At 56.6% G+C, this 24,976-nt stretch carries 23 protein-coding genes; 4 read left to right on the top strand and 19 right to left on the bottom strand.

Annotated elements, in window-relative coordinates:
• Positions 1-32 precede the first annotated feature (32 nt).
• From iscX to trmJ, 9 genes are all read right to left on the bottom strand, one after another.
• Positions 33-233 carry a Fe-S cluster assembly protein IscX gene (gene iscX / locus BFV65_RS15190; protein ID WP_003860650.1) on the bottom strand — a complete coding sequence of 67 codons (201 nt, stop codon included), beginning with the start codon at positions 231-233 and terminating at the stop codon, positions 33-35.
• Position 234: 1 nt separating this feature from the next.
• Positions 235-570: an ISC system 2Fe-2S type ferredoxin gene (gene fdx / locus BFV65_RS15195; RefSeq protein ID WP_003860652.1), complete on the bottom strand. Its 336-nt coding sequence runs from the start codon at positions 568-570 to the stop codon at positions 235-237.
• Position 571: 1 nt separating this feature from the next.
• Complete coding sequence (gene hscA / locus BFV65_RS15200; protein ID WP_069596819.1) at positions 572-2,422, bottom strand: Fe-S protein assembly chaperone HscA; 1,851 nt, start codon at positions 2,420-2,422, stop codon at positions 572-574.
• Positions 2,423-2,436: 14 nt separating this feature from the next.
• Positions 2,437-2,952: a co-chaperone HscB gene (gene hscB, locus BFV65_RS15205; protein WP_022649017.1), complete on the bottom strand. Its 516-nt coding sequence runs from the start codon at positions 2,950-2,952 to the stop codon at positions 2,437-2,439.
• 198 nt (positions 2,953-3,150) lie between these two features.
• Entirely contained in the window at positions 3,151-3,474 is a 324-nt protein-coding gene (iscA, locus tag BFV65_RS15210) for an iron-sulfur cluster assembly protein IscA (protein WP_003860659.1), read from the bottom strand.
• Between the two features lie 13 nt (positions 3,475-3,487).
• The gene (gene iscU, locus BFV65_RS15215; RefSeq protein ID WP_003860661.1) at positions 3,488-3,874 is read right to left on the bottom strand and encodes a Fe-S cluster assembly scaffold IscU; all 387 of its coding nucleotides are present in this window, start codon (positions 3,872-3,874) and stop codon (positions 3,488-3,490) included.
• Between the two features lie 24 nt (positions 3,875-3,898).
• A complete protein-coding gene (gene iscS, locus BFV65_RS15220; protein ID WP_006176692.1) occupies positions 3,899-5,113 on the bottom strand; it encodes a cysteine desulfurase in 1,215 nt (404 codons plus the stop codon).
• A gap of 117 nt (positions 5,114-5,230) precedes the next feature.
• The gene (gene iscR, locus BFV65_RS15225) at positions 5,231-5,722 is read right to left on the bottom strand and encodes a Fe-S cluster assembly transcriptional regulator IscR (RefSeq protein ID WP_003860665.1); all 492 of its coding nucleotides are present in this window, start codon (positions 5,720-5,722) and stop codon (positions 5,231-5,233) included.
• Positions 5,723-5,958: 236 nt separating this feature from the next.
• A complete protein-coding gene (trmJ, locus tag BFV65_RS15230) occupies positions 5,959-6,684 on the bottom strand; it encodes a tRNA (cytosine(32)/uridine(32)-2'-O)-methyltransferase TrmJ (protein WP_015572157.1) in 726 nt (241 codons plus the stop codon).
• Between the two features lie 132 nt (positions 6,685-6,816).
• Here trmJ and suhB point away from each other — a divergent pair, with 132 nt between their 5' ends.
• Positions 6,817-7,620: an inositol-1-monophosphatase gene (suhB, locus tag BFV65_RS15235; protein ID WP_022649020.1), complete on the top strand. Its 804-nt coding sequence runs from the start codon at positions 6,817-6,819 to the stop codon at positions 7,618-7,620.
• A gap of 82 nt (positions 7,621-7,702) precedes the next feature.
• On the opposite strand, the gene BFV65_RS15240 is transcribed toward suhB, so the two are convergent.
• From BFV65_RS15240 to BFV65_RS15250, 3 genes are all read right to left on the bottom strand, one after another.
• Complete coding sequence (locus tag BFV65_RS15240) at positions 7,703-8,860, bottom strand: DDE-type integrase/transposase/recombinase (protein ID WP_023305267.1); 1,158 nt, start codon at positions 8,858-8,860, stop codon at positions 7,703-7,705.
• A 118-nt stretch (positions 8,861-8,978) separates the two neighbouring features.
• Positions 8,979-9,959 (bottom strand): nickel/cobalt transporter, encoded by a 981-nt coding sequence (locus BFV65_RS15245; RefSeq protein ID WP_069596820.1) that lies wholly within the window; start codon positions 9,957-9,959, stop codon positions 8,979-8,981.
• Entirely contained in the window at positions 9,950-10,588 is a 639-nt protein-coding gene (locus BFV65_RS15250) for a DUF1007 family protein (RefSeq protein ID WP_022649022.1), read from the bottom strand. Before BFV65_RS15250 ends, BFV65_RS15245 begins: the two co-directional genes overlap by 10 nt.
• Before the next feature lie 125 nt (positions 10,589-10,713).
• On the opposite strand from BFV65_RS15250, the gene csiE reads away from it, so the two are divergent.
• Positions 10,714-11,991 (top strand): stationary phase inducible protein CsiE, encoded by a 1,278-nt coding sequence (gene csiE / locus BFV65_RS15255; RefSeq protein WP_069596821.1) that lies wholly within the window; start codon positions 10,714-10,716, stop codon positions 11,989-11,991.
• Here the strand turns inward: csiE and BFV65_RS15260 are convergent, their stop codons facing one another.
• The gene (locus BFV65_RS15260) at positions 11,992-13,131 is read right to left on the bottom strand and encodes a 3-phenylpropionate MFS transporter (protein WP_063149210.1); all 1,140 of its coding nucleotides are present in this window, start codon (positions 13,129-13,131) and stop codon (positions 11,992-11,994) included.
• Positions 13,132-13,303: 172 nt separating this feature from the next.
• Here BFV65_RS15260 and BFV65_RS15265 point away from each other — a divergent pair, with 172 nt between their 5' ends.
• Positions 13,304-13,726 (top strand): DoxX family protein, encoded by a 423-nt coding sequence (locus BFV65_RS15265; protein WP_038416512.1) that lies wholly within the window; start codon positions 13,304-13,306, stop codon positions 13,724-13,726.
• Between the two features lie 53 nt (positions 13,727-13,779).
• On the opposite strand, the gene glyA is transcribed toward BFV65_RS15265, so the two are convergent.
• On the bottom strand, positions 13,780-15,033 hold the full coding sequence (gene glyA / locus BFV65_RS15270) for a serine hydroxymethyltransferase (RefSeq protein ID WP_003860678.1): 1,254 nt from the start codon (positions 15,031-15,033) through the stop codon (positions 13,780-13,782).
• A 304-nt stretch (positions 15,034-15,337) separates the two neighbouring features.
• Between glyA and hmpA the strand changes: the two genes are divergently transcribed.
• Positions 15,338-16,528: an NO-inducible flavohemoprotein gene (gene hmpA, locus BFV65_RS15280; RefSeq protein ID WP_069596823.1), complete on the top strand. Its 1,191-nt coding sequence runs from the start codon at positions 15,338-15,340 to the stop codon at positions 16,526-16,528.
• Positions 16,529-16,608: 80 nt separating this feature from the next.
• Here the strand turns inward: hmpA and glnB are convergent, their stop codons facing one another.
• The 5 genes from glnB to purL all read right to left on the bottom strand — a co-directional run bounded on the left by glnB (position 16,609) and on the right by purL (position 24,964).
• On the bottom strand, positions 16,609-16,947 hold the full coding sequence (gene glnB / locus BFV65_RS15285; protein ID WP_032613150.1) for a nitrogen regulatory protein P-II: 339 nt from the start codon (positions 16,945-16,947) through the stop codon (positions 16,609-16,611).
• An 80-nt stretch (positions 16,948-17,027) separates the two neighbouring features.
• Positions 17,028-18,365 carry a two-component system response regulator GlrR gene (glrR, locus tag BFV65_RS15290; RefSeq protein ID WP_015572150.1) on the bottom strand — a complete coding sequence of 446 codons (1,338 nt, stop codon included), beginning with the start codon at positions 18,363-18,365 and terminating at the stop codon, positions 17,028-17,030.
• Positions 18,362-19,114, bottom strand: coding sequence for a two-component system QseEF-associated lipoprotein QseG (qseG, locus tag BFV65_RS15295; protein ID WP_032623754.1), 753 nt, complete (start codon positions 19,112-19,114; stop codon positions 18,362-18,364). The genes glrR and qseG overlap by 4 nt, the downstream gene beginning before the upstream one ends.
• Positions 19,111-20,544 carry a two component system sensor histidine kinase QseE/GlrK gene (gene qseE, locus BFV65_RS15300; protein WP_032622390.1) on the bottom strand — a complete coding sequence of 478 codons (1,434 nt, stop codon included), beginning with the start codon at positions 20,542-20,544 and terminating at the stop codon, positions 19,111-19,113. Before qseE ends, qseG begins: the two co-directional genes overlap by 4 nt.
• A 532-nt stretch (positions 20,545-21,076) precedes the next feature.
• A complete protein-coding gene (gene purL / locus BFV65_RS15305) occupies positions 21,077-24,964 on the bottom strand; it encodes a phosphoribosylformylglycinamidine synthase (RefSeq protein WP_069596824.1) in 3,888 nt (1,295 codons plus the stop codon).
• Between the last annotated feature and the right edge of the window lie 12 nt (positions 24,965-24,976).

Here is a 24,976-nt window from a genome sequence, read left to right on the forward strand (position 1 = left end):
ACGGGCCGCCTGAAGGCAGCCCGTTAAGTGATTTACTCTGCTTCATCTAACCAGACTAACAGAATCGCCTCCAGAATTTTTTCATTGGATGCGTTTGGATCGTCGTCAAAATCCTCTAAATCGCAGATCCACTGATGCATGTCGGTGAATCGTACGGTCTTCGGATCGAGATCCGGGTTCGCGTCGTAGAGCGCTTCGCCGATTTCACGGCTGTCAGTCCACTTCAGTCCCATATTAATGCTCGCGTGCGTGGTTGATGGTGTAGCGTGGGAATTCCACGACCAGATCTTCATCGGTCACCGCCGCCTGGCAGCTTAAGCGGCTGTCTGGCTCCAGACCCCATGCTTTATCCAGCATGTCGTCTTCGTCTTCGGTGCTCTCGGCGAGAGAATCAAAACCTTCACGCACGATGCAGTGGCAGGTGGTGCAGGCACAGGATTTTTCACAGGCGTGTTCCACTTCGATACCTGCACGCAGGGCTACATCGAGAATGGTTTCACCGGTCTTCGCTTCCAGAACAGCGCCATCCGGACAGAGGTCCGCATGAGGCAAAATAACAATCTTTGGCATATTAAACCTCGTCCACGGACTGGCCTTTCAGCGCGACGCGGACAGATTTGTCCATGCGGCGAGCAGCGAAGTCCTGGGTTTGTTTATCAACGTTTTTAATGGCTTCTTCTATTGCGTCAGCGTCATTGCCTTCGGCCACGGCGCTTAAGCGCGCGGCAGCCTCGTCAATCACCTGGCGCTCAGCGGCGCTTAACAGCGCGGCGTCGGCAGCGAGCGCGCCGTTCAGGCTTTCCAGCACGCGTGCGGCTTCCACTTTTTGTTCCGCCAGCATACGCGCCTTCACATCCTGCTCGGCGTAGCTCATTGAGTCCTGAATCATGGAGGCGATTTCGCCATCGGTCAGGCCGTAGGACGGCTTCACCTGAATGGACGATTCGACGCCGGTGGATTTTTCCATCGCCGTCACGCTCAGGAGACCGTCCGCATCCACCTGGAAGGTGACGCGAATATGCGCCCCGCCCGCCGGCAGCGCCGGAATTCCGCGCAGCGCAAAGCGCGCCAGAGAGCGGCAGTCCTGCACCAGCTCGCGCTCGCCCTGCATCACGTGGATGGACATCGCGGTCTGGCCGTCTTTGAAGGTCGTAAACTCCTGCGCGCGCGCCACCGGAATGGTGGTGTTACGGGGAATAACTTTCTCCACCAGGCCGCCCATGGTTTCTAAACCCAGAGACAGCGGGATGACGTCCAGCAGCAGCATTTCGCTGTCCGGCTTGTTGCCGACCAGGATATCGGCCTGGATAGCGGCACCCACGGCAACCACTTTGTCCGGGTCGATAGAGGTCAGCGGCGTGCGGCCAAAGAATTCCCCTACGCGCTCACGTACCAGCGGCACGCGGGTTGAGCCGCCAACCATGACCACTTCCAGCACCTCGTTAGCCTCAACGCCCGCATCTTTCAATGCGCGACGGCAGGCCAGTAGGGTACGCTTAACCAGAGGCGCAATCAGTTCGCTGAACTGGTCGCGGGTGATCTCACCCTGCCAGCCTGCGACGTTCACGCTGACGGACTGCGCATCGCTCAGGGCGATTTTGGCGTCGATGGCCGCATCCAGCAGTTCACGCTGGACGCGCGCATCGCTGCGATCGCTGATGCCCGCCTGCTCGCGGATGTAGTCCGCCAGCAGATGGTCGAAGTCATCGCCGCCGAGCGCGGAATCCCCGCCGGTGGCCAGCACTTCGAACACACCGCGGCTTAAGCGCAGGATAGAGATATCAAACGTCCCGCCGCCGAGATCGTAAACCGCAATCACCCCTTCCTGACCGGAATCGAGGCCGTAGGCAATGGCTGCCGCTGTCGGTTCGTTCAGCAGACGCAGCACGTGCAGGCCCGCCAGACGCGCGGCGTCTTTGGTGCCCTGACGTTGTGCATCGTCGAAGTAGGCCGGAACGGTGATTACCACGCCGTCCAGATCGCCACCGAGCGTCGCCGTCGCGCGCGCCGCCAGCGCTTTGAGGATGTCAGCGGAAACACGAATCGGGTTCAGCAGACCGGCAGATGTCGCAATCATCGGCAGGCCGTTTTCGCTGGCCTGTAACTGGTACGGCAGATGCGGATAACGGGTCTGGATATCCGCCAGCGAGCGGCCCATCATGCGCTTAACCGAGCTGATGGTGTTAGCCGGATCGCGCGCGGCATTGGCGCGGGCATCAAAGCCGACAGCGTGACCCTGCTGCTGGTAGTGGACCACGGAAGGCAGCAGATGGCGGCCCTGCTCGTCAGCCAGCGTTTCCGCCTGGCCGCTACGCACGGTCGCCACGAGAGAATTGGTGGTGCCCAGGTCAATACCGACCGCCAGACGACGCTGGTGCGGTGCGGCGCTAAAGCCTGGCTCACTAATTTGTAATAAGGCCATAATTGCTTCCGAAATTAAAAATCGAGCAGCTTTTCTTCGAGTTGTTCAGCACTGCTTCGCAGTTTATCGAGAAAACGGAGTTTGCGCACAGTGTCTGCCGCCACATCCCAGGTCTCGTTGTTCAGTTGCTCAACCATCTGCTGATGGCGGGTATCGAACATGCCCTTTACGCGCTGGAGAAAACGTTCCAGACGCGCTTCGTCTTTAGCCTGTTCAATTTCATCCAGCTCTTCGCGAAGCTCCAGCTGCTCCATCAGAAACGCGGTGTCGCGCACGGTATGCTGTTCGCTCGCCAGATCAAAACCGTGGAGCGAGAGCAGATATTCTGCACGCGCCAGCGGATGACGCAGCGTTTGCCAGGCCTGGTTGATGGTTGCGGAGTGTGATACCGCAGCCAGCTGCTCTGCCTGCGTCCCGCTGGCGAATTTATCCGGATGGTACTGACGCTGGAGATCCTGAAAACGGATCGTCAGCGCCTGGAGATCAATCGGGTATTGAGCGGGTAGTCCGAAGAGAGTGAAGTAATCCATAACAATCTCAGGGGTAGCCTGTTAGAACAAACCCCACGCGCAGCAAAGCCACGGTGGGGTTATACCTTCTTACTTCGCGCTGCAGATGCGTTGTCTGCGCTCGTTCACCCCAGTCACTTACTTAAGTAAGCTCCCGGGGATTCACTCGCTTGCCGCCTTTCTGCAACACGAATTAATCGGTATAACAGCGGAACGCGGTTAAACGTGGAAGCTTTCGCCGCAACCACACTCGTCTTTGACGTTCGGGTTCGTAAATTTGAACCCTTCGTTCAGGCCTTCTTTTACAAAGTCCAGCTGAGTGCCGTTGAGAAATTGCAGGCTTTTGCCATCGACCACCACCTTCACGCCCTTGTCTTCAAACACGGTGTCATCAGACGCCGGTTCGTCAACAAACTCCAGTACGTAAGCCATACCAGAACAGCCGGAGGTACGTACGCCCAGTCGCAGGCCAAAGCCTTTACCACGGTTCGCCAGAAAAGAGCTTACTCGCGCGGCAGCGCTGTCGCTAAGGGTAATCGACATACTCAAACCTCAATTATTTTGCTTCACGTTTGCTTTTGTAATCCGCAATGGCGGCTTTGATCGCGTCTTCTGCCAGAATTGAACAGTGAATTTTCACCGGCGGCAGTTCGAGTTCTTCAGCAATGTCCGTGTTTTTGATTGCCTGTGCTTCGTCCAGAGACTTGCCCTTCACCCACTCGGTGACCAGGGAGCTGGAGGCGATAGCAGAACCGCAGCCGTAGGTCTTGAAGCGCGCGTCTTCAATGATACCTTCATTGTTGACTTTAATCTGCAACTTCATCACGTCGCCACACGCTGGCGCGCCAACCATACCGCTACCGACAGATTCGTCGCTGTTGTCAAAAGAGCCAACGTTGCGCGGGTTCTCGTAATGATCGATAACTTTTTCGCTGTATGCCATGATTGAATTCTCCTTATGTACCGATTAGTGATGTGACCATTCAATGCTGTTCAGATCCACGCCCTGCTTGAACATTTCCCACAGTGGAGAAAGGTCGCGCAGACGGCCGATGGAGTTACGAACCAGTTTGATGGTGTAGTCAATCTCTTCTTCGGTAGTGAAACGACCTAAAGAGAAACGGATAGAGCTGTGCGCCAGCTCGTCAGTCATGCCCAGCGCACGCAGCACGTAGGATGGCTCCAGGCTTGCAGACGTACAGGCAGAACCGGAAGAAACGGCCAGGTCTTTCAGCGCCATGATCAGCGACTCGCCTTCAACATAGTTGAAGCTGACGTTGAGGATGTTCGGCGCGCCCTGCTCGAGATCGCCGTTCAGATAGACTTCTTCCATATCCTTCACGCCGTCCCAAAGACGGTTACGCAGCGTACGCAGGCGTGCCATCTCGCTTTCCATCTCTTCTTTCGCGATGCGATACGCTTCGCCCATCCCCACGATCTGGTGAACAGGCAAAGTACCGGAACGCATGCCGCGCTCGTGACCGCCGCCGTGCATCTGTGCTTCGATGCGGATACGTGGCTTACGACGAACGTACAGCGCGCCGATGCCTTTCGGGCCATAGATTTTGTGACCGGAGAAGGACATCAGGTCCACTTTCAGCTGGCTCAGGTCAATAGGCAGTTTGCCCACGCTCTGGGTCGCATCCACGTGGTAGATGATGCCGCGCGCACGGCACATTTCGCCGATGGTGGCGATGTCCTGCACAACACCGATTTCGTTGTTAACGTGCATGATGGAAACCAGAATGGTGTCATCACGCATCGCCGCTTCGAGCTCTTTCAGGTCGATGATCCCGTTGCTCTGCGGCGCCAGGTAAGTCACTTCGAACCCTTCACGCTCCAGCTGACGGCAGGTGTCCAGCACGGCTTTGTGTTCGGTTTTGCTGGTGATGATGTGCTTGCCTTTTTTCTGATAAAAGTTGGCTGCACCTTTGATCGCCAGGTTGTCGGATTCGGTCGCACCGGAGGTGAAAACAATTTCACGCGGGTCGGCACCGACCAGGTCAGCAATCTGATTACGGGCGATATCAACCGCCTCTTCAGCATGCCAGCCAAAACGGTGTGAACGGGAAGCTGGGTTACCAAAGTTTCCGTCCAGGGTCAGACACTGCATCATTTTCTCGGCAACACGCGGGTCCACCGGCGTGGTTGCGGAGTAGTCGAGATAAATCGGTAATTTCATTGCTCTATAAACTCCGTACATCGCTTCAATGCAAGGAATCAGGCAACCGGCTGGATGTACGACCGAGTACGCGGGGTGTGACCACCCCGGCCTGATTCTGAATACTTATCTTTTTAATTACGCGCGCAGTTTAACGTCGATGGCGTCCTGCGTGCGGGTGCTGCGTTGTGAATCCTGACTGTGCTGACGACCAGAAACATCCAGAACTTCCTGGTTATTAACCAGCTCACCCAGGGTGATGTTATTCAGGAAGCCGGTCAGACGGTCGCTCAGATCGCGCCACAGCGCGTGGGTCAGGCATTTATCGCCGCCCTGACAGCCGCCTTTGCCCTGGCAACGGGTCGCGTCAACGGATTCGTCAACTGCGCTAATCACTTCGCCAACCGCAATACTGCCCGCGTCTTTACCCAGCAGATAACCGCCGCCCGGGCCACGAACGCTGGACACCAGTCCATTTTTACGCAGTCTGGAGAACAGCTGTTCCAGATAAGAGAGGGAGATCCCCTGTCGTTCAGAAATATCAGCCAACGGAACCGGGCCCGCTTCGGAGTTGAGCGCAACGTCCAGCATCGCGGTCACGGCATAACGCCCTTTAGATGTCAGTCTCATGTCTTACTTAACCTCAAACTCGCCCCTGCCCGGGGTTTTTTATTGTAAAATGGGGGTATTGCATAGCAGGGCCAAGTCTGACATTCCTGACTAAATTGGTCAACTATTTACTTGACTGTTTTAGTCAGGTATTTAACCTTCTGTGCCGTATTTTTTGCCCGGCGGCGCTGCGCTTGCACGGGCCTACGGGCTTTGTAGGCCGGGTAAGCGAAGCGCCACCCGGCGAACACACGGCACTACTCTTTATTCTTCTGCTCAATCGACGCCAGGATCCCGCGCAGGATGTTCAGCTCCTGGCTTTCCGGGCGCGCCCGGGTGAACATACGGCGCAGCTTGTTCATCACCTGCCCTGGATGGCCTTCACGGATAAAGCCGGTAGAGAGCAGCGTCTGCTCCAGGTGGCCGTAGAAGCGCTCCAGATCGTCCACCAGCGGGTAGGCCGTCTCTTCTTTAGGTTCGACCGGTTTCTCCTGCGTCGCCAGCCATGCCATGCGTACTTCGTAGGCAATCACCTGCACCGCCATCGCCAGGTTCAGCGAGCTGTATTCCGGGTTTGCGGCAATCGCCACGTGGTAGTGACACTTCTGTAGTTCCTCGTTGGTCAGGCCAACGCGTTCACGACCAAACACCAGCGCAACCGGCGCCTGTTCCGCTTCTGAGATACTTTTCAGGCCGCATTCGCGCGGGTCCAGCATCGGCCAGGGCAGCGTACGGGAGCGCGCGCTGGTCCCCACCACCAGACTGCAACCGGCCAGGGCTTCGTCCAGGGTGTCCACAATCTGTGCATTCCCGATCACGTCGCTGGCGCCGGCCGCCAGCGCAATAGCCTGAGAGTCTGGTTTCACCAGCGGATTAACCAGCCACAGGTTCGTTAAGCCCATGGTTTTCATAGCGCGGGCCACAGAGCCCATGTTGCCGGTGTGCGATGTTTCGACCAGCACGATTCGAATGTTTTGCAGCATAATTTTTAGATGTCTGGATTCAGTGTCTGAAGAATATTCGGGCATATTATCATAAACGAGAGACATAATCCGATCCCGCTGCTATACTCTGCGCCGATTTTCCTGTTCTTTAACATCCAGTGAGAGAGACCGATGCATCCGATGCTGACCATCGCCGTGCGCGCAGCGCGCAAGGCGGGTAATGTAATTGCCAAACACTACGAAACCCCAGACTCCGTAGAAACCAGCCAGAAAGGCAGCAATGATTTCGTGACTAACGTCGATAAAGCCGCCGAAGCGATTATTATCGAAACGATCCGCAAATCTTACCCGCAGCACACCATCATCACCGAAGAAAGCGGTGAACATGAAGGTACCGATCAGGATGTTCAATGGGTTATCGATCCACTGGATGGCACCACCAACTTCGTTAAGCGCCTGCCACACTTCTCTGTGTCTATCGCAGTACGCATCAAAGGCCGTACTGAAGTCGCCGTTGTTTACGATCCAATGCGTAACGAACTGTTCACCGCGACCCGCGGTCAGGGCGCGCAGCTGAACGGCTACCGTCTGCGCTGCAGCAATGCACGCGATCTGGACGGCACGATTCTGGCGACCGGCTTCCCGTTCAAGGCGAAGCAGCACGCAACCACTTATATGAATATCCTCGGCAAACTGTTCACCGAATGCGCGGACTTCCGTCGCACCGGCTCTGCTGCACTGGATCTGGCCTACGTGGCGACCGGCCGCGTTGACGGTTACTTTGAGCTGTCACTGAAGCCGTGGGACTTCGCGGCGGGCGAGCTGATCGCACGTGAAGCTGGCGCGATTGTTTGTGACTTCACCGGCGGCCATAACTATATGTCTACCGGCAACATCGTTGCAGGTAACCCGCGCGTTGTTAAAGCCATGCTGGCAAACATGCGTGAAGAACTGAGCGATGCGCTGAAGCGTTAATCCAGTCTGTTAAGCCCGGTGGCGCTTCTGTATGACCGTATACATAGGTAACAGATCAGACCGGGAACATAGGTAACACTTTTCAGTCTATCCGGAGCACACTCTGGGTTTTTCGGTCGTAGTACGCAAGCGTTATTCCATTAAAGATGATGGCCTCCAGGCCATCATCTTGTTCTTCCAGCATGATGTACTCATCAGTCAGCGCTTCACTCAGGAACACCGTCCCCTTTTTCCCCATATAGAGTGTCCCCCTTGATTTCACCCTGTAGACCGTACCTCCTTCCGGATAAGCATATTCAGGAACCCTGCCATCCCAGTGCCGGCCTGAGGGTTGCCATACCGTTCCGGGCGTTGCACCCGCCAGGGCTTCATGTGGCCTTTCATAGTTAAACTCTTCCCGGTAGCCACTGAACCACCGCTGTTGTTCTTCCATCGTCATAAATATGTTGCCCTGTTTTACTGCACTTTTCAGCGAACGATGCATTCGCTCATGACGGCCGTTTTCTTCCGGATGCCCCTTTCTGATGCGTTCCGGTCTGATGCCCAGCTTTATCAGCCAGACTGCAAGGCGACTTAACCCGGCGATACCTGTTCCTGCGAAAGGCTGACCATTATCCGTTCTCAGGACTTCCGGCAGACCGTACTCCAGGAACGCATCCGTCAGGCACTGCCTGACGAAGGGCTCGCTCTCCCGGTCTGCTCCCCGGCAGCTCAGAAGATACCGGCTGTGATTGTCGGTGAGGGTGAAGGGATGACAGTATTTCCGGCTCAGCAGCCTGAACTTGCCTTTAAAATCAGCGCTCCAGACCTGATTGTTCTCACTGATGATGGTCAGGGGCTGGCGATTGCCCGGGGTTCTGCGTTTTCGCTTTTTATCCGGAACCAGGCCTTCACGCTTGAGGATATCGCCGATAGTACTGGCAGCGGGGACGGTAAAATCGACGTGATGATTGAGCAGCCACATCCGCAGTTTTTTGGGGCCCCAGTCAGGGTGTTTTTGCCTCAGGGCCGTAAGCTGCCCGGCGATATCATCAGGAACTGTCCGGGAGTGGGAGTGCGGAGCACGTGACCGGTCAGAGAGAGATGACAGGTCAGAGGGGTCAAAACGCTGAAGCCATTTGTAACCGGTTTTTCGACTGATGCCGAAGAGACGGCAGAGGGCAGAAAAAGAATCCGTACCTGCATGGCAGGCACGGATGAAATCAAGGCGTTGCATAGGTCGGGTCTCAGTCCAGGGCATAGCGAGTCTCCTCTTCTATGCCAGTTATAACTGTTACCCATGTATCCGGTCTAAAGTGTTACCCATGTTCCCGGTTCATACCCTACGCTTACCGGGCCTACAAACCCCTCAGGTATGGCTAAAAAGGCCGCAACCCCCTTCCCACCGGCACCGCGCTCATCCACATCGTGACCGCAGCCACCAGCAGAATCACCCCGCCCGCCAGCGCAAGCGTCGTCCAGCCAACCTGTCGCCACAATACCGGCGTTTTATTGCCGCTGAGTTTTACCGCCAGCTGACGGAAGCTGTGCACCAGCAAGGCTAACGAAGAGATAGTCAGAGATGTTCCCGCCGCCATCGCCAGCGCCGAGATCATGCCCCAGCCAAATACACCTATCACTTTGCTGAACAACAGTACCATGATTGCGCCCGAGCACGGACGCATCCCCATTGAGAGAACAATCATCAGGCGCGCACGCCAGTCGTCACCATTCTGTAATTGTTCCTGCGTCGGCAGATGCTGATGCCCGCACCCGCAGTTTTCATGGTGAAGGTGATGCGGCGTAAAGATTTTGAATTTTGGTTTTTGCAGCAACGCGCGCAATTTTTTCAGCGCCCGCCAGCAGAGAATCAGCCCCAGCACGCCTACCAGCGCGTAACTTCCCTTCTCCAGCCAGAAGCTGCTCATATGCAGCTGGCGGGCCGGGAGCTGTAGCAGCGAAAGGACGACCACGACCAGCGCAATTGCCACACCGCCCTGAAGTAACGAGGAAGCCAGCGTCAGGCCGATACTCGATTTCAGCTTCGACGGATGGGTGGCAAGCCAGGTCGTGATGACGATTTTGCCGTGCCCCGGCCCCAGGGCATGCAGCACGCCATAGATAAAGCTGAACGCCAGAAGAGAGCCGCCCGCTTTGGACGGATTTTCCGCCACGGCTTTCAGCAGCCCGCTCATCTGCTGATTAACTTCCCGCTGCCAGAGGATACTTTTCATCATCACCTGCGGCCATGCCTGCCACAGCCAGAGCGCGCCGCCAGACGCAAACAGCAAAAAGAGCGCCAGAGGCCAGAGGTGCAGCCAGCGACGCGGCTTACTGACGGGAGAGGAGATCACTGACATTGTAACGTCACCTCCTGCGCAAACTGTTTTCCTAATTCCATGTCTTCTGGAGGCGCATCTTCTTTATCAAGGGAAACGGCAAAGTTCAGCGTCTCTTCACTGGGCGTCGGCGTGTGCACGGCAATTTTGCAGCTTTTTTGCAATATTTCTGGCAACTGTACGTCGCTGTCCTGGGCGTAATGCATATCGACATAGTAGGTTGGGTCAAACGTGGAAAACCTGTACTTCTGCCCGGCCAGCGGCTGAGGGTGCGCCAGCGGAAGGATAAACGTCAGCACCGCCTGATGGCCGTCGCGGGTCATACCGTACTCCGTGGGACGGTTAAGAAATTTCACCTTTTGTCCGTTGTGCCAGAACTCGGTGAAGTAGTGCTGACCCAGCACGTTGGCCATGACTTCCGCCGCCAGCTTTTTCCAGATCTCGTCGCCGGGCTTTGCGTTTCCGGCATCGTACAGCAGGTCGGCGGAGGTGATTTCATCCATCGTCCAGCGCATCTTCAGGCCGCTGAGCTGTGTGCCGTCCGTCACCAGTTCGGTTTTCAGGCTGATAAAGCTGTGAGGATGTGCGCTGGCGGCGGAGGTGATAACCGCCAAAAATAACGCTGTCACGCTTTGTTTAACTGTTTGCATCAATTCCTCACGTCAAAAATTCTGTGATGTTCGCCAGCAATCCTGAATGAAAGGCCTGCCGGCGCGCTTTTCAGCGCCCATCCTTTAGCTATTCTTATCAAACATTCACACTGGATACCCGACAGATGATGACGACGCTTGAAATTCCATCTGTGCTTTCCAGTTCGCAGCGCCGTTGCCAGGTGCTTTTGATGCTTTACCTGCCCGATGCTGCCGTCACCGCACAGAGCATAATCGCTGCCAACGGCGTGGACGACGTCCTGGCACGGCAAGATATAGCCGAGACGCGCGATGAAATCCAGCGCTATCATCGGCTTGATATCGTCACGCACCATGACGGTTGCTACCGTATTGAGGGCTCCGCCCTGAATCAGCGTTTGTGCCTGCTGCACTGGCTGCGCAGGGCGCTTCGGCTGTGTCCACATTTTGTCGCCCAACAGTTTACCCCTGCCTTAAAAACCGCGCTCAAACAGCACGGCATTGCCCGCCCGCTTTATGACGATGCGAACCTTCGGGCGCTTATCAACTTTTGCGCGCGCAAGCTTCAGCGCCAGTTTGAGTCCCGCGACGTACAGTTTTTACAGCTTTATCTGCAATATTGTCTTATTCAGCATCATCTGGGCAATACGCCGGGGTTTTCACCCGTTCAGCGCAGCTGGACGCAATCGAGAGGGGAATACTTTACGGCGCAGGAAATTGTCCGTCACTGGAAACGGCGCGTCCCGCAGGGAACGCACAGTGATGAACAGCTGTTCCTGGCGCTGCTGTTTATGATGCTCCGCACACCCGACCCGGTACTGGATAAACACCAGCAGGATCAGCGCCTGCGTCGGGCCATCGTGCGTATGATTGCCCGTTTCCGGGCGCAAACCGGGATGAACTTCAGCGATGAGCAAGGGCTGACCGATCAGCTGTATATTCATCTGGCTCAGGCGCTGGACCGCTCCTTATTTGACATCGGCATCGACAACAGTCTGCCGGAAGAGATCCACCGTCTATACCCCCGGCTGCTGCGCACCACTAAAGAGGCGCTGTTTGAGCTGGAAGCCGAATTTGGCCTACGATTCTCCGGTGAAGAGATGGCTCTGGTGGCGGTGATTTTTGGTGCCTGGCTGATGCAGGAAACCGATCTTCATGAAAAACAGGTGGTCCTGTTAACGGGGGAAGATAAAGCCTGCGAGGAGTTAATTGAGCAGCAGCTTCGCGAGCTGACGCTGCTGCCGCTCAATATTCGTTATCTTAGCCTGGAAGCGTTTAAGAAGGAGGGCGCCCCCCGCGAGGCGGCGCTGGTTATTACGCCTTATCCAACCGCCCTGCCGCTGTTCTCGCCGCCGCTCATTCATGCCGTTGAGACCCTGAACACGCAGCAGCAGGAACATATTCGCGTTATGCTCGAATCCTAGTTACGTGCGAGCAGCGACTTTAGGGCGGATGACAATGGCCGGTAAAGCGACCAGTGCCATCACCCAGAACACACCGTGGCCCAGGTGCTGATAGAGGAAACCGGCAAATACGGTCATCACCGCAATACTGCCGCCCATCGCCACCGCTGAATAGACTGCCTGAAGACGAATAACGTCCCCACCCTCTCGCGCCGCGATATAGCGCATCGCCGCCAGATGGCAGACGGTGAAGGTTCCGCAGTGCAGAATTTGCGCCACAATCAGCCACGGCAGCTCCGTCGTCCAGCCCATAATGCCCCAGCGCGCTACGCCGCAAACGGCGGAAAGCAGCAGCAGGTCACGCGCCCCGAAACGACGGAACAGTTTTTGGCTCAGCGCGAAGATAATGACCTCCGCTACCACGCCGAGCGACCACAGGTAGCCTACCGCAGAAGCCGAGTAGCCCGCCCCCTGCCAGTAGATGGCGCTGAAGCCGTAATAGGCCGCATGCGCCCCCTGAAGCAGACAGACGCAGGCCAGGAAACGCCAGCTTTGCGCCACCAGCGAGCGCCAGGCGGGCCAGCCAGCGCTCTCCTGATGGCGGCTTTCGCCCTGCGGCATCACCGACGGACGCAGCAACATACCGAGCAGCATCGAGGCGATGCCGAGCGTTAACAGGGCCAGAATGGCGCGATAGTCATAGAGGCTGACCAGTTTCCCGACCAGCGCAGAGCCAATCACGAAGGCAATCGATCCCCACAGGCGCACGCGTCCATAGTCCATGGTGATCTGCTTTTGCCAGGTGTTCGCCAGGGCATCCGTCAGCGGCACCAGCGGGGAGAAGAACAGATTAAAGCCAACCATCACCACCATCAGCCAGGCAAACTGGTGGCTGACCCAGAAGCAGGCCGCAAAGACCAGCGTCAGCAGGGCCAGAATTCGCACCGCTTTAATCAACAGAGAGGGATCGCTGACGCGGGGCGCTATCAGCAGGCTACCCAGGAAACGTGCCACCAGCCCCGTGCCCAGCAGGATGCCGATGGTCTCAGGCGTCAGACCAATTCCCTTGAGCCAGACGCTCCAGAAAGGCAAAAAAATACCGTAACTAAAGAAATAGGTGAAATAGCTGAGCGCCAGCCAGCGCGTGGAATGCAAGACCATGAATCCCTCCCGAAATGGAGGCGATAGTCTGGCGTTAATCCCTGACTTTAGCAAGTCGTTAGCGCGCTATAAATTAACTAAAAATTAACATCATCACCAGCCGTACAGCGTATGGCGAGAGCGGTAAAACTGTATTACGTTTATAAGACATCGCCTGAAGAGGTCGTTTGCCATGAACAGCTTACGTTATTTCGATTTCGGATCCTCTCGTTCTCTCCTGCTTTTAATTGCCCGCATTGCTATCGTGGTCCTGTTTATTATTTTCGGTTATCCCAAGCTGACGGGGTTTAGCGGCACCGTTCAGTACATGACGTCGCTCGGCGCCCCCATGCCCATGCTGGCCGCGATTATTGCGGTGGTAATGGAAATCCCCGCCGCGATTCTGATCGTTCTGGGCTTTTTTACCCGCCCCCTCGCGGTGATCTTTGTCTTCTATACGCTGGGAACGGCGGTGATTGGACACCACTACTGGGATATGACGGGCGATGCGGTCCTGCCAAATATGATTAACTTCTATAAAAATGTGAGTATCGCTGGCGCCTTTATTTTGCTGGCGATAACCGGGCCGGGGGCCATCTCCCTCGACCGACGTTAGCCCATAAAAAAAGGCCGCATGAGCGGCCTTTTTCAGTTCTGAAACGCAGAGAATTATGCGTACACCGGGAAGCGTGCGCAGATGTCCAGAACTTTACCTTTAACGCGCTCGATAACCGCGTCGTCATTGATGTTGTCCAGAACGTCACACATCCAGCCCGCCAGCTCTTTCACTTCCGCTTCTTTAAAGCCACGGCGAGTTACGGCCGGAGAACCGATACGGATACCGGAAGTCACGAACGGGCTCTTCGGATCGTTTGGCACGCTGTTTTTGTTCACGGTGATGTTGGCGCGGCCGAGGGCTGCGTCAGCTTCTTTACCGGTCAGGTTCTTATCGACCAAATCCAGCAGGAACAGGTGGTTTTCAGTCCCACCGGACACCACTTTGTAACCACGATTCAGGAACACTTCCACCATCGCTTTGGCGTTTTTAGCAACCTGCTGCTGGTAAACCTTGAACTCTGGCTCCATCGCTTCTTTCAGCGCGACGGCTTTCGCGGCGATAACGTGCATCAGCGGGCCGCCCTGGGCGCTTGGGAACACGGCGGAGTTCAGCTTTTTGTACAGCTCTTCGTCACCGCCTTTCGCCAGGATCAGGCCACCGCGTGGACCCGCCAGGGTTTTGTGGGTGGTGGTGGTCACAACGTGCGCATGTGGAACCGGGTTCGGGTAAACGCCAGCGGCAATCAGACCGGCAACGTGCGCCATGTCGACGAACAGGTACGCGCCGATGCTGTCAGCGATTTCACGCATTTTTGCCCAGTCAACGATGCCGGAGTAAGCAGAGAAGCCACCGATGATCATCTTCGGCTTGTGCTCTTTGGCCTGCTTCGCCATGTCTTCGTAGTCAATTTTACCGGACTCATCAATACCGTAAGGGATGATGTTGTACAGTTTGCCAGAGAAGTTAACCGGAGAGCCGTGAGTCAGGTGGCCGCCCTGCGCCAGGTTCATACCCAGAACGGTATCGCCCGGCTGCAACAGCGCGGTGTAAACAGCGAAGTTAGCCTGAGAGCCAGAGTGCGGCTGGACGTTCGCGTAGTCAGCGCCAAAGAGTTCTTTCGCACGGTCAATCGCCAGCTGCTCAACGATATCAACGTATTCGCAACCGCCGTAGTAGCGCTTGCCCGGATAACCTTCAGCATATTTGTTGGTCAGCTGAGAACCCTGCGCCTGCATCACGCGCGGGCTGGTGTAGTTTTCGGAGGCGATCAGTTCGATGTGCTCTTCCTGACGTACTTTTTCCTGCTCCATAGCCTGCCACAGTTCGGCATCATAATCGGCAATGTTCATTTCACGCTTTAACATCCGCATCTCCTGACTCAGCTAACAAGTAAATTTTTGGCCTGAAAAGGCAGTCCTGTTGGACGACGGGCAACAGTATAACTGAATAGTTCTTCGATAACAGGTCTTGACAAACGATTTTACGCAAACGTTTACCTCCACGCCACGCAAGGGTTTGAGCAATAAAGCTCTCGCCATTTTCAACGGATTTCTTTTCAGCTTTGTGATGCATATTTTTCACGATGCAAAGAACCATTTACATTGCAGGGGTATTTTTATAAGATGCATATAAAATACATCATTAAAGCAACATCAGAAGGAAGCTGCTATGCTCGACGCCCAAACCATCGCTACCGTGAAGGCCACAATCCCCCTGCTGGTTGAAACGGGTCCTAAACTGACCGCTCATTTCTACGATCGCATGTTCGCGCATAACCCGGAGCTCAAAGAGATTTTCAACATGAGCAACCAGCGTAACGGCGATCAGCGCGAAGCGCTGTTTAACGCTATTGCCGCCTATGCCAGCAACATCGAAAACCTGCCGGCTCTGCTGCCTGCGGTGGAAAAAATCGCCCAGAAGCACACCAGCTTCCAGATCAAACCTGAGCAGTACAACATCGTGGGCAGTCACCTGCTGGCAACCCTGGACGAAATGTTCAGCCCGGGCCAGGAAGTGCTGGATGCCTGGGGTAAGGCATACGGCGTGCTGGCAAACGTGTTCATCAACCGTGAAGCGCAGATCTACAGCGAAAACGCCAGCAAGAATGGCGGCTGGGAAGGCACGCGTGCTTTCCGCATCGTTGAGAAAACCCCGCGCAGCGCACTGATCACCAGCTTTGAGTTTGAGCCGGTAGACGGCCAGCCAGTTGCCGATTACCAGCCGGGGCAGTATCTGGGCGTCTGGCTGAAGCCTGAAGGCTTCCCGCACCAGGAGATTCGCCAGTACTCCCTGACCCGCAAGCCAGACGGCAAAGGCTATCGCATTGCGGTTAAACGTGAGGAAGGCGGTCAGGTATCCAGCTGGCTGCATAACGTCGCCAGCGTGGGTGATATCGTTCATCTGGCCGCGCCAGCGGGTGATTTCTTTATGGCGGTGGAAACGGGTACCCCGGTGACGCTGATTTCCGCAGGTGTTGGTCAAACGCCAATGCTGGCGATGCTGGATACGCTGGCAAAATCAAACCACAGCGCGCAGGTTAACTGGTTCCACGCGGCCGAAAACGGTGATGTGCACGCCTTTGCAGATGAAGTGAAAGCGCTCGGAGCGGGTCTGCCACACTTTACCGCGCATACCTGGTATCGTTTACCCACGGAAGCTGACCGCGCAGCGGCACGTTTTGACAGCGAAGGCCTGATGAATTTAGGGCAGCACGAAGGGGCGTTTAGCGCACCGGGGATGCAGTTCTACGTGTGTGGGCCGGTAGCGTTTATGCAGTATGCCGCGAAGCAGCTGGTAGACCTGGGCGTGAACAAAGACAACATTCATTACGAATGTTTCGGCCCGCATAAAGTGCTGTAATCGCCCGGCGGCGCTGCGCTTGCACGGACCTGCGAAGGGTTCTGTAGGCCGGGTAAGCGCAGCGCCACCCGGCAAGAACGTTAAATCGCCGCGTCGTCTTCTTCGCCGGTACGGATACGGATCACGCGCGCCACGTCAAAGACGAAGATTTTCCCGTCGCCAATTTTACCGGTCTGCGCCGTGCGGATGATGGTATCCACACAGGTCTCGACGATATCATCGCTCACCACGATCTCGATTTTCACTTTCGGCAGAAAGTCCACCATGTACTCTGCGCCACGGTATAGCTCGGTGTGGCCCTTCTGACGACCAAAACCTTTCACTTCAGTTACGGTCATTCCGGTGATGCCTACTTCTGCCAGCGCTTCACGTACATCATCCAGTTTGAAAGGTTTAATAATCGCATCAATTTTTTTCATGGTGGGTCCTTAAACTCTTGCCAGTAAGCAGCCTCGTAATCGGTTGCTCACAGTATCATATTCAGGCGAATTTTGCGGTATTACTCTTTAAAATCGTTCGCTTCCAGCTCGTGGCGTGAGAGCAATTTATAGAACTCGGTACGGTTACGCCCGGCCATGCGCGCCGCGTGGGTCACGTTGCCTTTGGTGATTTGCAGCAGCTTGCGCAGATAGTTCAGCTCGAACTGATTTCGCGCTTCCGCAAACGTCGGTAAGGCCGTGTTTTCCCCCTCGAGCGCCTGCTCCACCAGCGCATCGCTGATCACCGGCGATGACGTCAGCGCCACGCACTGCTCAATCACGTTCACCAGCTGGCGTACGTTACCCGGCCAGCTTGCGGTCATCAGGCGTTTCATCGCATCGGTGGAGAACGCGCGCACAAACGGTTTGTGGCGGTCAGCGGCCTGGCGCAAAAGGTGATTTGCCAGCAGCGGGATATCTTCCGCACGCTCGGCCAGCGCCGGGATTTTCAGGTTGACGACATTCAGTCGATAGTAGAGATCTTCGCGGAACTCGTTGCGCGCCATCACCTTGGGTAAATCACGGTGGGTGGCGGAAATAATACGCACGTTGATATCGATATCGCGGTTGCTGCCGAGCGGACGCACTTTCCGCTCCTGCAACACGCGCAGCAATTTGACCTGCAGCGGCGCGGGCATATCGCCAATTTCATCAAGGAACAGCGTGCCCCCCTCAGCCGCCTGGAACAGCCCTTCACGGCTGCTCACCGCGCCGGTAAAGGCGCCGCGGGCATGGCCGAAGAGCTCTGATTCGAGCAGCTGTTCCGGCAACGCGCCACAGTTAATGGCAATAAAAGCATTTTTACTGCGTGGGCTGGCGTTGTGGATCGCCTGGGCGAGGATCTCTTTCCCGGTCCCGCTCTGGCCGTTGATCAGCACGCTAACGTCGGATTGCGCCACCATCCGCGCCTGTTCCAGCAGGCGCAGCATCACAGGGCTACGCGTCACGATGGATTCACGCCAGGCGTCGTCGCCGGATGGCGCTGCGTGCTCAAGGGCGCTGTCGATCGCTTTATAGAGGGCGTCTTTATCCACCGGTTTGGTGAGGAAGCTGAATACCCCCTGCTGCGTCGCGGCCACCGCATCAGGAATAGATCCGTGAGCGGTGAGGATAATCACCGGCATCCCGGGCTGCTGCTTCTGGATCTCCGTGAACAATTGCAGGCCATCCATTTCATCCATGCGCAAATCGCTGATCACCAGATCGATTTTCTCACGGCTGAGCACTTTCAGCCCCTCCTGCCCACTTTCAGCGGTGACCACGCTGTAGCCTTCGCTGACCAGACGCATCCCCAGCAGCTTTAACAGCCCGGGATCGTCATCCACCAGTAACAGATGGGCAGGTTTACGGCTTGTCATGGCTTCACATCCTCTTGTTTCGGCGTCTCACTGTCTGGCGTCGTGGCAGAGTTGCCTTTCGACCCATCGGGCAGATAGCTGCCTGCCGGCTTACGCGTCGAGAGCTGTCTTTCGATATCGGTCAGATTTTCGAGCTTGCGGGTGGTGGTTTCCAGCTGCTCGCGCAGCGACTCCTGCTGCTGGCGAAGCGCATCAAGCTCGCTGTCGCTTGACTGCTGCAATTTGCTGTAGCGGAAACGCTCTTCAGACAGCTGTAATTGCAGGGTTTGTCCGTCCCGCCAGAGCTGATAGACCGGGCGCACCTGCGGGGGAATATTGATCACGTAAGTATCCAGCCGCGTCACGTTGGCACGGCGTTCGACAGGCGTGATTCTGGCATCCGCCATCACGATCCCGCGTTTAAATGCGTCCTGCCAGGTATCGTCCACCAGCATCGCCGCCTGGGCACGGGCCTCGGCGGGCGCCAGCCGCTGGGCGCAGTCTATTCCGCGCAGCCAGAACAGCGGATTGGATTCAACATCACGCCCCGACAGGCTCCAGATATCATCGCAACGTGTCGAAAGGAAATCAGCCAGCTGTTTTTGCGGCCATTTATCTTCCTGTTTGTGGCTAATTGCACTTTTCGGTGCATGGGTTACACAGCCTGCCAGCAGTAAGCAGGGCAGGCTGAGGCGCACATTTTTGCTGGAAAACACCGCGCGCAGTGCGCGGTAAAAGACGTGTGACATACTCACCAGGTTGTTATTCATTTCATTGATTTTTCCGGCTCAAGAGGCAGTTCGATACGAAAACAGACATCGGCGCGTTCATCACTCACGATGTTAAGCTCACCCTGCATGCGTCGTATGCAGTCGCGGGCAATACTCAGCCCCAGACCACTTCCTTTTACCGCACCTTTTCGCTGATGACTCCCCTGGAAGAAGGGTTCAAAGATCATCGTTTTTTCATCATCCGGAATCGGGCTTCCGGTATTCGCTACGTCAATAAATACCCGCGAACCGTTGTTATTGCTTCTGATATAAATGGTACCGGATTCAGTACCATAGTGCACCGCATTGGAATAAAGATTATCCAGTACGCTCATTAACAGCATCGGTTCTGCAAGACAGGCTGGCGCGTTGAGTTCCACCTGGGTATGCATCATTTTAGCTCTTGCTGGCAGGCTATGGGCGGAGATCACCATGTCCACCAGCGGTTCAATCTCAACGCTTTCAAGCACCACAGCACCATCCGCCAGCTTGCGGTTATAGTCCAGCAGTTGTTCAATAAGCTTTTGTAAATTGCGGCTGCTGGCATCCAGAATCGCCACGATCTCTTTTTGCTCAGGGGTTAACGGCCCCGCCACTTCGTCGGCCAGCAGTTCCGTACCTTCACGCATGCTGGCCAGCGGCGTTTTGAGTTCGTGTGAGATATGGCGCAGGAACTGGTGGCGCTGCGATTCCAGCCACGCCAGGCGCTCTGAAAGCCAGATGATGCGTTGACCGACCGAGCGCAGCTCGCGCGGGCCTTTAAAAACGACCGTATCCCCGAGAGATTTACCCTCCCCCAGGCGGTTAATCATCCGCTGGATCCCCTTCACGGGGCCGATGATCATGCGGGTAAAGAGCAGCACCAGCCCCAGGCTGACGAGGAACAGCACCAGCGCCTGCCAGCCGAAGAACTGGCCGCGCTCGGCAATCTCCTGCTGGAGCTGCTGACCACGGGAAAAGATAACCGTACGGGTGGACTGAACCATCTCCGTATTGGCGTTCGCGAAGGCTTCAAGTCGGGCGGCGGCGGCGGCATCAGGACCGCTGTTTTTGCACTGGAGCTGCGCCAGATCGTTCAGATCCTGACGCAGCGCCTGATAGAGTTTGTCATCTGGCAGCACCCCGGCGTGGGCGTCCAGCATTTCGCTGTAGCGTTTACGCTGGTTCTGATAGACCCTCTCCAGCGTGCGATCGTCAAGCACGCAGTACTGGCGATAGCTACGCTCCATCTCAAGCGCGGCGTTGGTCATCGCCTCGCTACGGCGAGCATCAATAAGCGTGGTGCGGTTAGTCAGGGCCGCCTGTGCACTTAACGCGTTCAGGCTTTGCCAGGCCTGCCAGGCCAGAACCAGCAAAGGTAGCAGGATCAGCAGGAAGGCCATCATAACGAGCTGTCGCAGGGAGCGAGGGAAAGCGGGCCAGCGTTTCAACACATTACTCTCTTCATCCGGGTTTGAGGAGAGCGTAACTGAGTCTGCCCTTCAGATACAACAAAGCCGGGTAAAAACCCGGCTTTGTCATGGAATAAGGCGGTGCCTAACTCGACGTTTCGCCCTGGCCTGATAAAGCATTGCAATAATCAGTAGTTGGACGGCAGGCACCTTTTTGTGCGTCATTCGAAGTTTATGTAGCACGTCCCGAAGGGGCTGACATAAGAAGGTGAATGAGCCACTGGTTACTATTATGCAACACGCGTGCCAGATTGCAAAAATTAATGCTATCCTTATGATTAGTAATATTTTTATTATCAAAACGTATTGATTGTTACGTGAATGATTTCCAGGCTAAGTGTCGCTATTAAGCAACACCTTAACGGGAACCTGTCCTGCCGCATATAAATCAACAGGTTAAATGTCTCCTTTTGGAGACACTCAGACCAGAGAGTTGTCGCGATTTTGCGACAGAGACAAAAAAGCCCGGTGGCGCTCGCGCTTACCGGGCCTACAGTCAGGGCGTTGAAACTTAACCTAGTTGTTTACGTGCGTTGCGGAAAATGCGCATCCACGGGCTGTCCTCGCCCCAGTTTTCCGGGTGCCAGGAGTTGCTCACGGTACGGAAGACACGCTCCGGGTGCGGCATCATAATCGTCACCCGACCGCTTTCGCTGGTGACCGCGGTAATGCCATTTGCCGAACCGTTCGGGTTAGCCGGATAGGTTTCGGTGACCTTGCCAAAGTTATCAACAAAGCGCAGCGCCACTAGTCCTTTGCTTTCAAGCTGAGCCAGGTGCGCCGCATCACGGACTTCAACCTGACCTTCACCGTGCGAAACCGCGATTGGCATCTGCGAACCGACCATCCCCTGCAACAGCAGGGACGGGCTTTGGGTTACTTCTACCAGGCTGAAGCGCGCTTCAAAGCGGTCAGACTGGTTACGCACAAAGCGCGGCCAGGCTTCGCTGCCCGGGATCAGCTCGCGCAGGTTAGACATCATCTGGCAGCCGTTACACACCCCCAGCGCCAGCGTCTGCGGACGATGGAAGAAGGTTTCAAACTCGTCACGTACGCGGCTGTTGAACAGGATGGACTTCGCCCAGCCTTCGCCCGCGCCCAGCACGTCACCGTAGGAGAACCCCCCGCAGGCTACCAGTGCCTGGAAATCATCCAGCCCGGTACGCCCTGCCAGCAGGTCGCTCATGTGGACGTCGATGGCGTCAAAGCCCGCCCGGTGGAAGGCCGCTGCCATCTCAACGTGGGAGTTAACGCCCTGTTCGCGCAGCACGGCCACTTTAGGACGCGCACCGGTCGCAATGTACGGCGCGGCAATGTCTTCGTTGATGTCGAAGGTGAGCTTCACGTTCAGGCCAGGATCGTTGTCGTTCGCCTTCGCGTTATGCTCCTGATCGGCACATTCCGGGTTGTCACGCAGGCGCTGCATCTGCCAGGTGGTTTCCGCCCACCACATACGCAACGTGGTGCGGCTTTCGCTGAACACCGGGTGGCCGTCGGCTTCAATCACGAAACGGTCGCCCTGCACCGCTTTACCGAGATAGTGCACGCAGTCTGCCAGACCGTGCTGCGCCAGAATCGCTTCCACCGCGTCGCGATCTGCGGCGCGTACCTGAATGACGGCACCCAGCTCTTCGTTAAACAGCACCGCCAGGCGGTCTTCACCAAGCGTTGCAATGTTTGCTTCAACGCCGCAGTGGCCGGTGAAGGCCATCTCTGCCAGCGTCACCAGCAGGCCGCCATCGGAACGATCATGGTAGGCAAGCAGCTTACGCTGCGCCACCAGCGCCTGAATTGCGTCGTAGAAGCCTTTCAACTGTGCGACGTCCCGCACGTCGGCTGGCTTTTCGCCGAGCTGGCGGTAAACCTGTGCCAGCGCGGTGGCACCCAGCGCGTTATGGCCTTTGCCGAGGTCAATCAGCAGCAGGGCGTTATCTTCAGTGGAAAGCTGCGGCGTAACGGTATGACGCACGTCTTCCACGCGCGCAAACGCGGTGATCACCAGCGACAGAGGCGAAGTCATCTCGCGCTGCTCGCTGCCTTCCTGCCAGCGGGTTTTCATCGACATGGAGTCTTTACCCACCGGAATGGTCAGGCCGAGCGCAGGACACAGCTCTTCACCCACCGCTTTTACCGCTTCGTACAGGCCCGCGTCTTCGCCAGGGTGACCGGCAGCGGCCATCCAGTTCGCGGAAAGTTTGATGCGTTTGATGTCGCCAATCTGCGTCGCGGCGATATTGGTCAGCGCTTCACCGACCGCCAGACGGGCAGAAGCGGCGAAGTCCAGCAGAGCCACCGGGGTGCGTTCACCCAGCGCCATCGCTTCGCCGTAGTAGCTGTCGAGGCTCGCGGTGGTCACGGCGCAGTTAGCGACCGGGATCTGCCACGGGCCGACCATCTGATCGCGTGACACCATACCGGTCACGGTACGGTCGCCGATGGTGACCAGGAAGGTTTTCTCCGCCACCGCAGGCAGGTGCAGCACGCGGTTAACCGCTTCCGCCACAATAATGCCCTGACGATCCAGCGCTTTACCCGCCGCTTTGCGGGTTGTAACGTCGCGGGTCATCTTCGGCGTTTTGCCGAGAAGCACGTCGAGCGGCAGATCGATCGGCTGGTTGTCGAAATGGGTATCACTGAGAGTCAGGTGCTGCTCTTCGGTCGCTTCACCGATGACGGCATACGGCGCGCGCTCGCGGCGGCACAGCTCGTCAAACAGCGGCAGCTGATCGGCAGCAACCGCCAGCACGTAGCGCTCCTGGGATTCGTTACACCAGATTTCCAGCGGGCTCATGCCTGGCTCATCGCTCAGGATATCGCGCAGGTTGAAGCGCCCGCCGCGACCGCCGTCGCTCACCAGTTCCGGCATGGCGTTAGAGAGTCCACCCGCGCCCACGTCGTGGATGAACAGAATCGGGTTGGCATCGCCGAGCTGCCAGCAGCGGTCGATCACTTCCTGACAGCGGCGCTCCATTTCCGGGTTGTCGCGCTGCACGGACGCGAAGTCGAGATCCGCATCAGACTGGCCGGAAGCCATAGACGAGGCTGCACCACCGCCCAGACCAATGTTCATGGCCGGGCCGCCGAGCACGATCAGCTTCGCGCCCACGACGATCTCACCTTTTTGCACGTGATCGGCGCGAATGTTGCCGATCCCGCCCGCCAGCATAATTGGTTTGTGGTAGCCGCGCAGCTCTTCGCCGTTGTGGCTGTCCACTTTCTCTTCGTAGGTACGGAAGTAACCGTTCAGCGCCGGACGACCAAATTCATTGTTGAACGCCGCGCCGCCCAGCGGGCCTTCGGTCATGATATCCAGCGCGGTCACAATGCGCTCTGGCTTGCCGAAATCTTCTTCCCACGGCTGTTCAAAGCCCGGGATACGCAGGTTGGAAACGGAGAAACCGACCAGACCCGCTTTTGGTTTCGCGCCGCGACCGGTCGCACCTTCGTCACGGATTTCACCGCCGGAGCCGGTCGCCGCACCCGGCCACGGAGAGATGGCCGTCGGGTGGTTGTGGGTTTCCACTTTCATCAGGATATGCGCAGGCTCCTGGTGGAAGTCATAGCGCCCTGCTTCGCGGTCGGCGAAGAAGCGGCCCACCTCGGAACCTTCCATCACCGCGGCGTTGTCTTTATAGGCAGACAGCACGTGGTCAGGGGTTTGCTCCATGGTGTTTTTGATCATTTTGAACAGCGACTTCGGCTGCTGTTCGCCGTCGATAATCCAGTCGGCGTTGAAAATTTTGTGGCGGCAGTGCTCGGAGTTGGCCTGCGCGAACATATACAGTTCGATGTCGTTCGGGTTGCGATTCAGCTTAACGAATGCATCCTGAAGGTAGTCGATTTCATCTTCTGCGAGCGCCAGACCAAGACGCAGGTTTGCGTCGATCAACGCCTGACGCCCCTGCCCCAGCAGATCCACGCTCTGTACCGGCGCAGGCTGATGGTGGGAGAACAGTTTCTGCGCATCATCCAGAGAGTCAAACACGCTCTCCATCATGCGGTCGTGCAGCTCCGCTGTGACGGCCTGCCACTGCGCGTCGCTCAGGGTTGACGCTTTCACATAGTACGCCACGCCGCGCTCCAGACGGTTAATCTGGCTCAGGCCGCAGTTGTGAGCGATGTCGGTGGCTTTGGAAGACCAGGGGGAGATGGTGCCAGGACGTGGCGTGGCGAGGATTAATTTGCCGGTCGGCGTATGGCTGCTCAGGCTTGGGCCATATTTAAGCAGACGTTCCAGTTGTACGCGCTCCTCTGCATTCAGGGGGGCATTCAGGTCAGCAAAATGGACATACTCAGCGTAAATATTGCTTACCGGAAGGTCGGCCGCCTGAAAACGTGCCAGCAGTTTATTAATACGGAAGGCAGACAGTGCAGGCGAACCACGCAGAATTTCCATCATAAGTCTCTCGTC

It is taken from the genome of Enterobacter hormaechei subsp. hoffmannii (assembly GCF_001729745.1).
Classification (GTDB): Bacteria; Pseudomonadota; Gammaproteobacteria; order Enterobacterales; family Enterobacteriaceae; genus Enterobacter; species Enterobacter intestinihominis.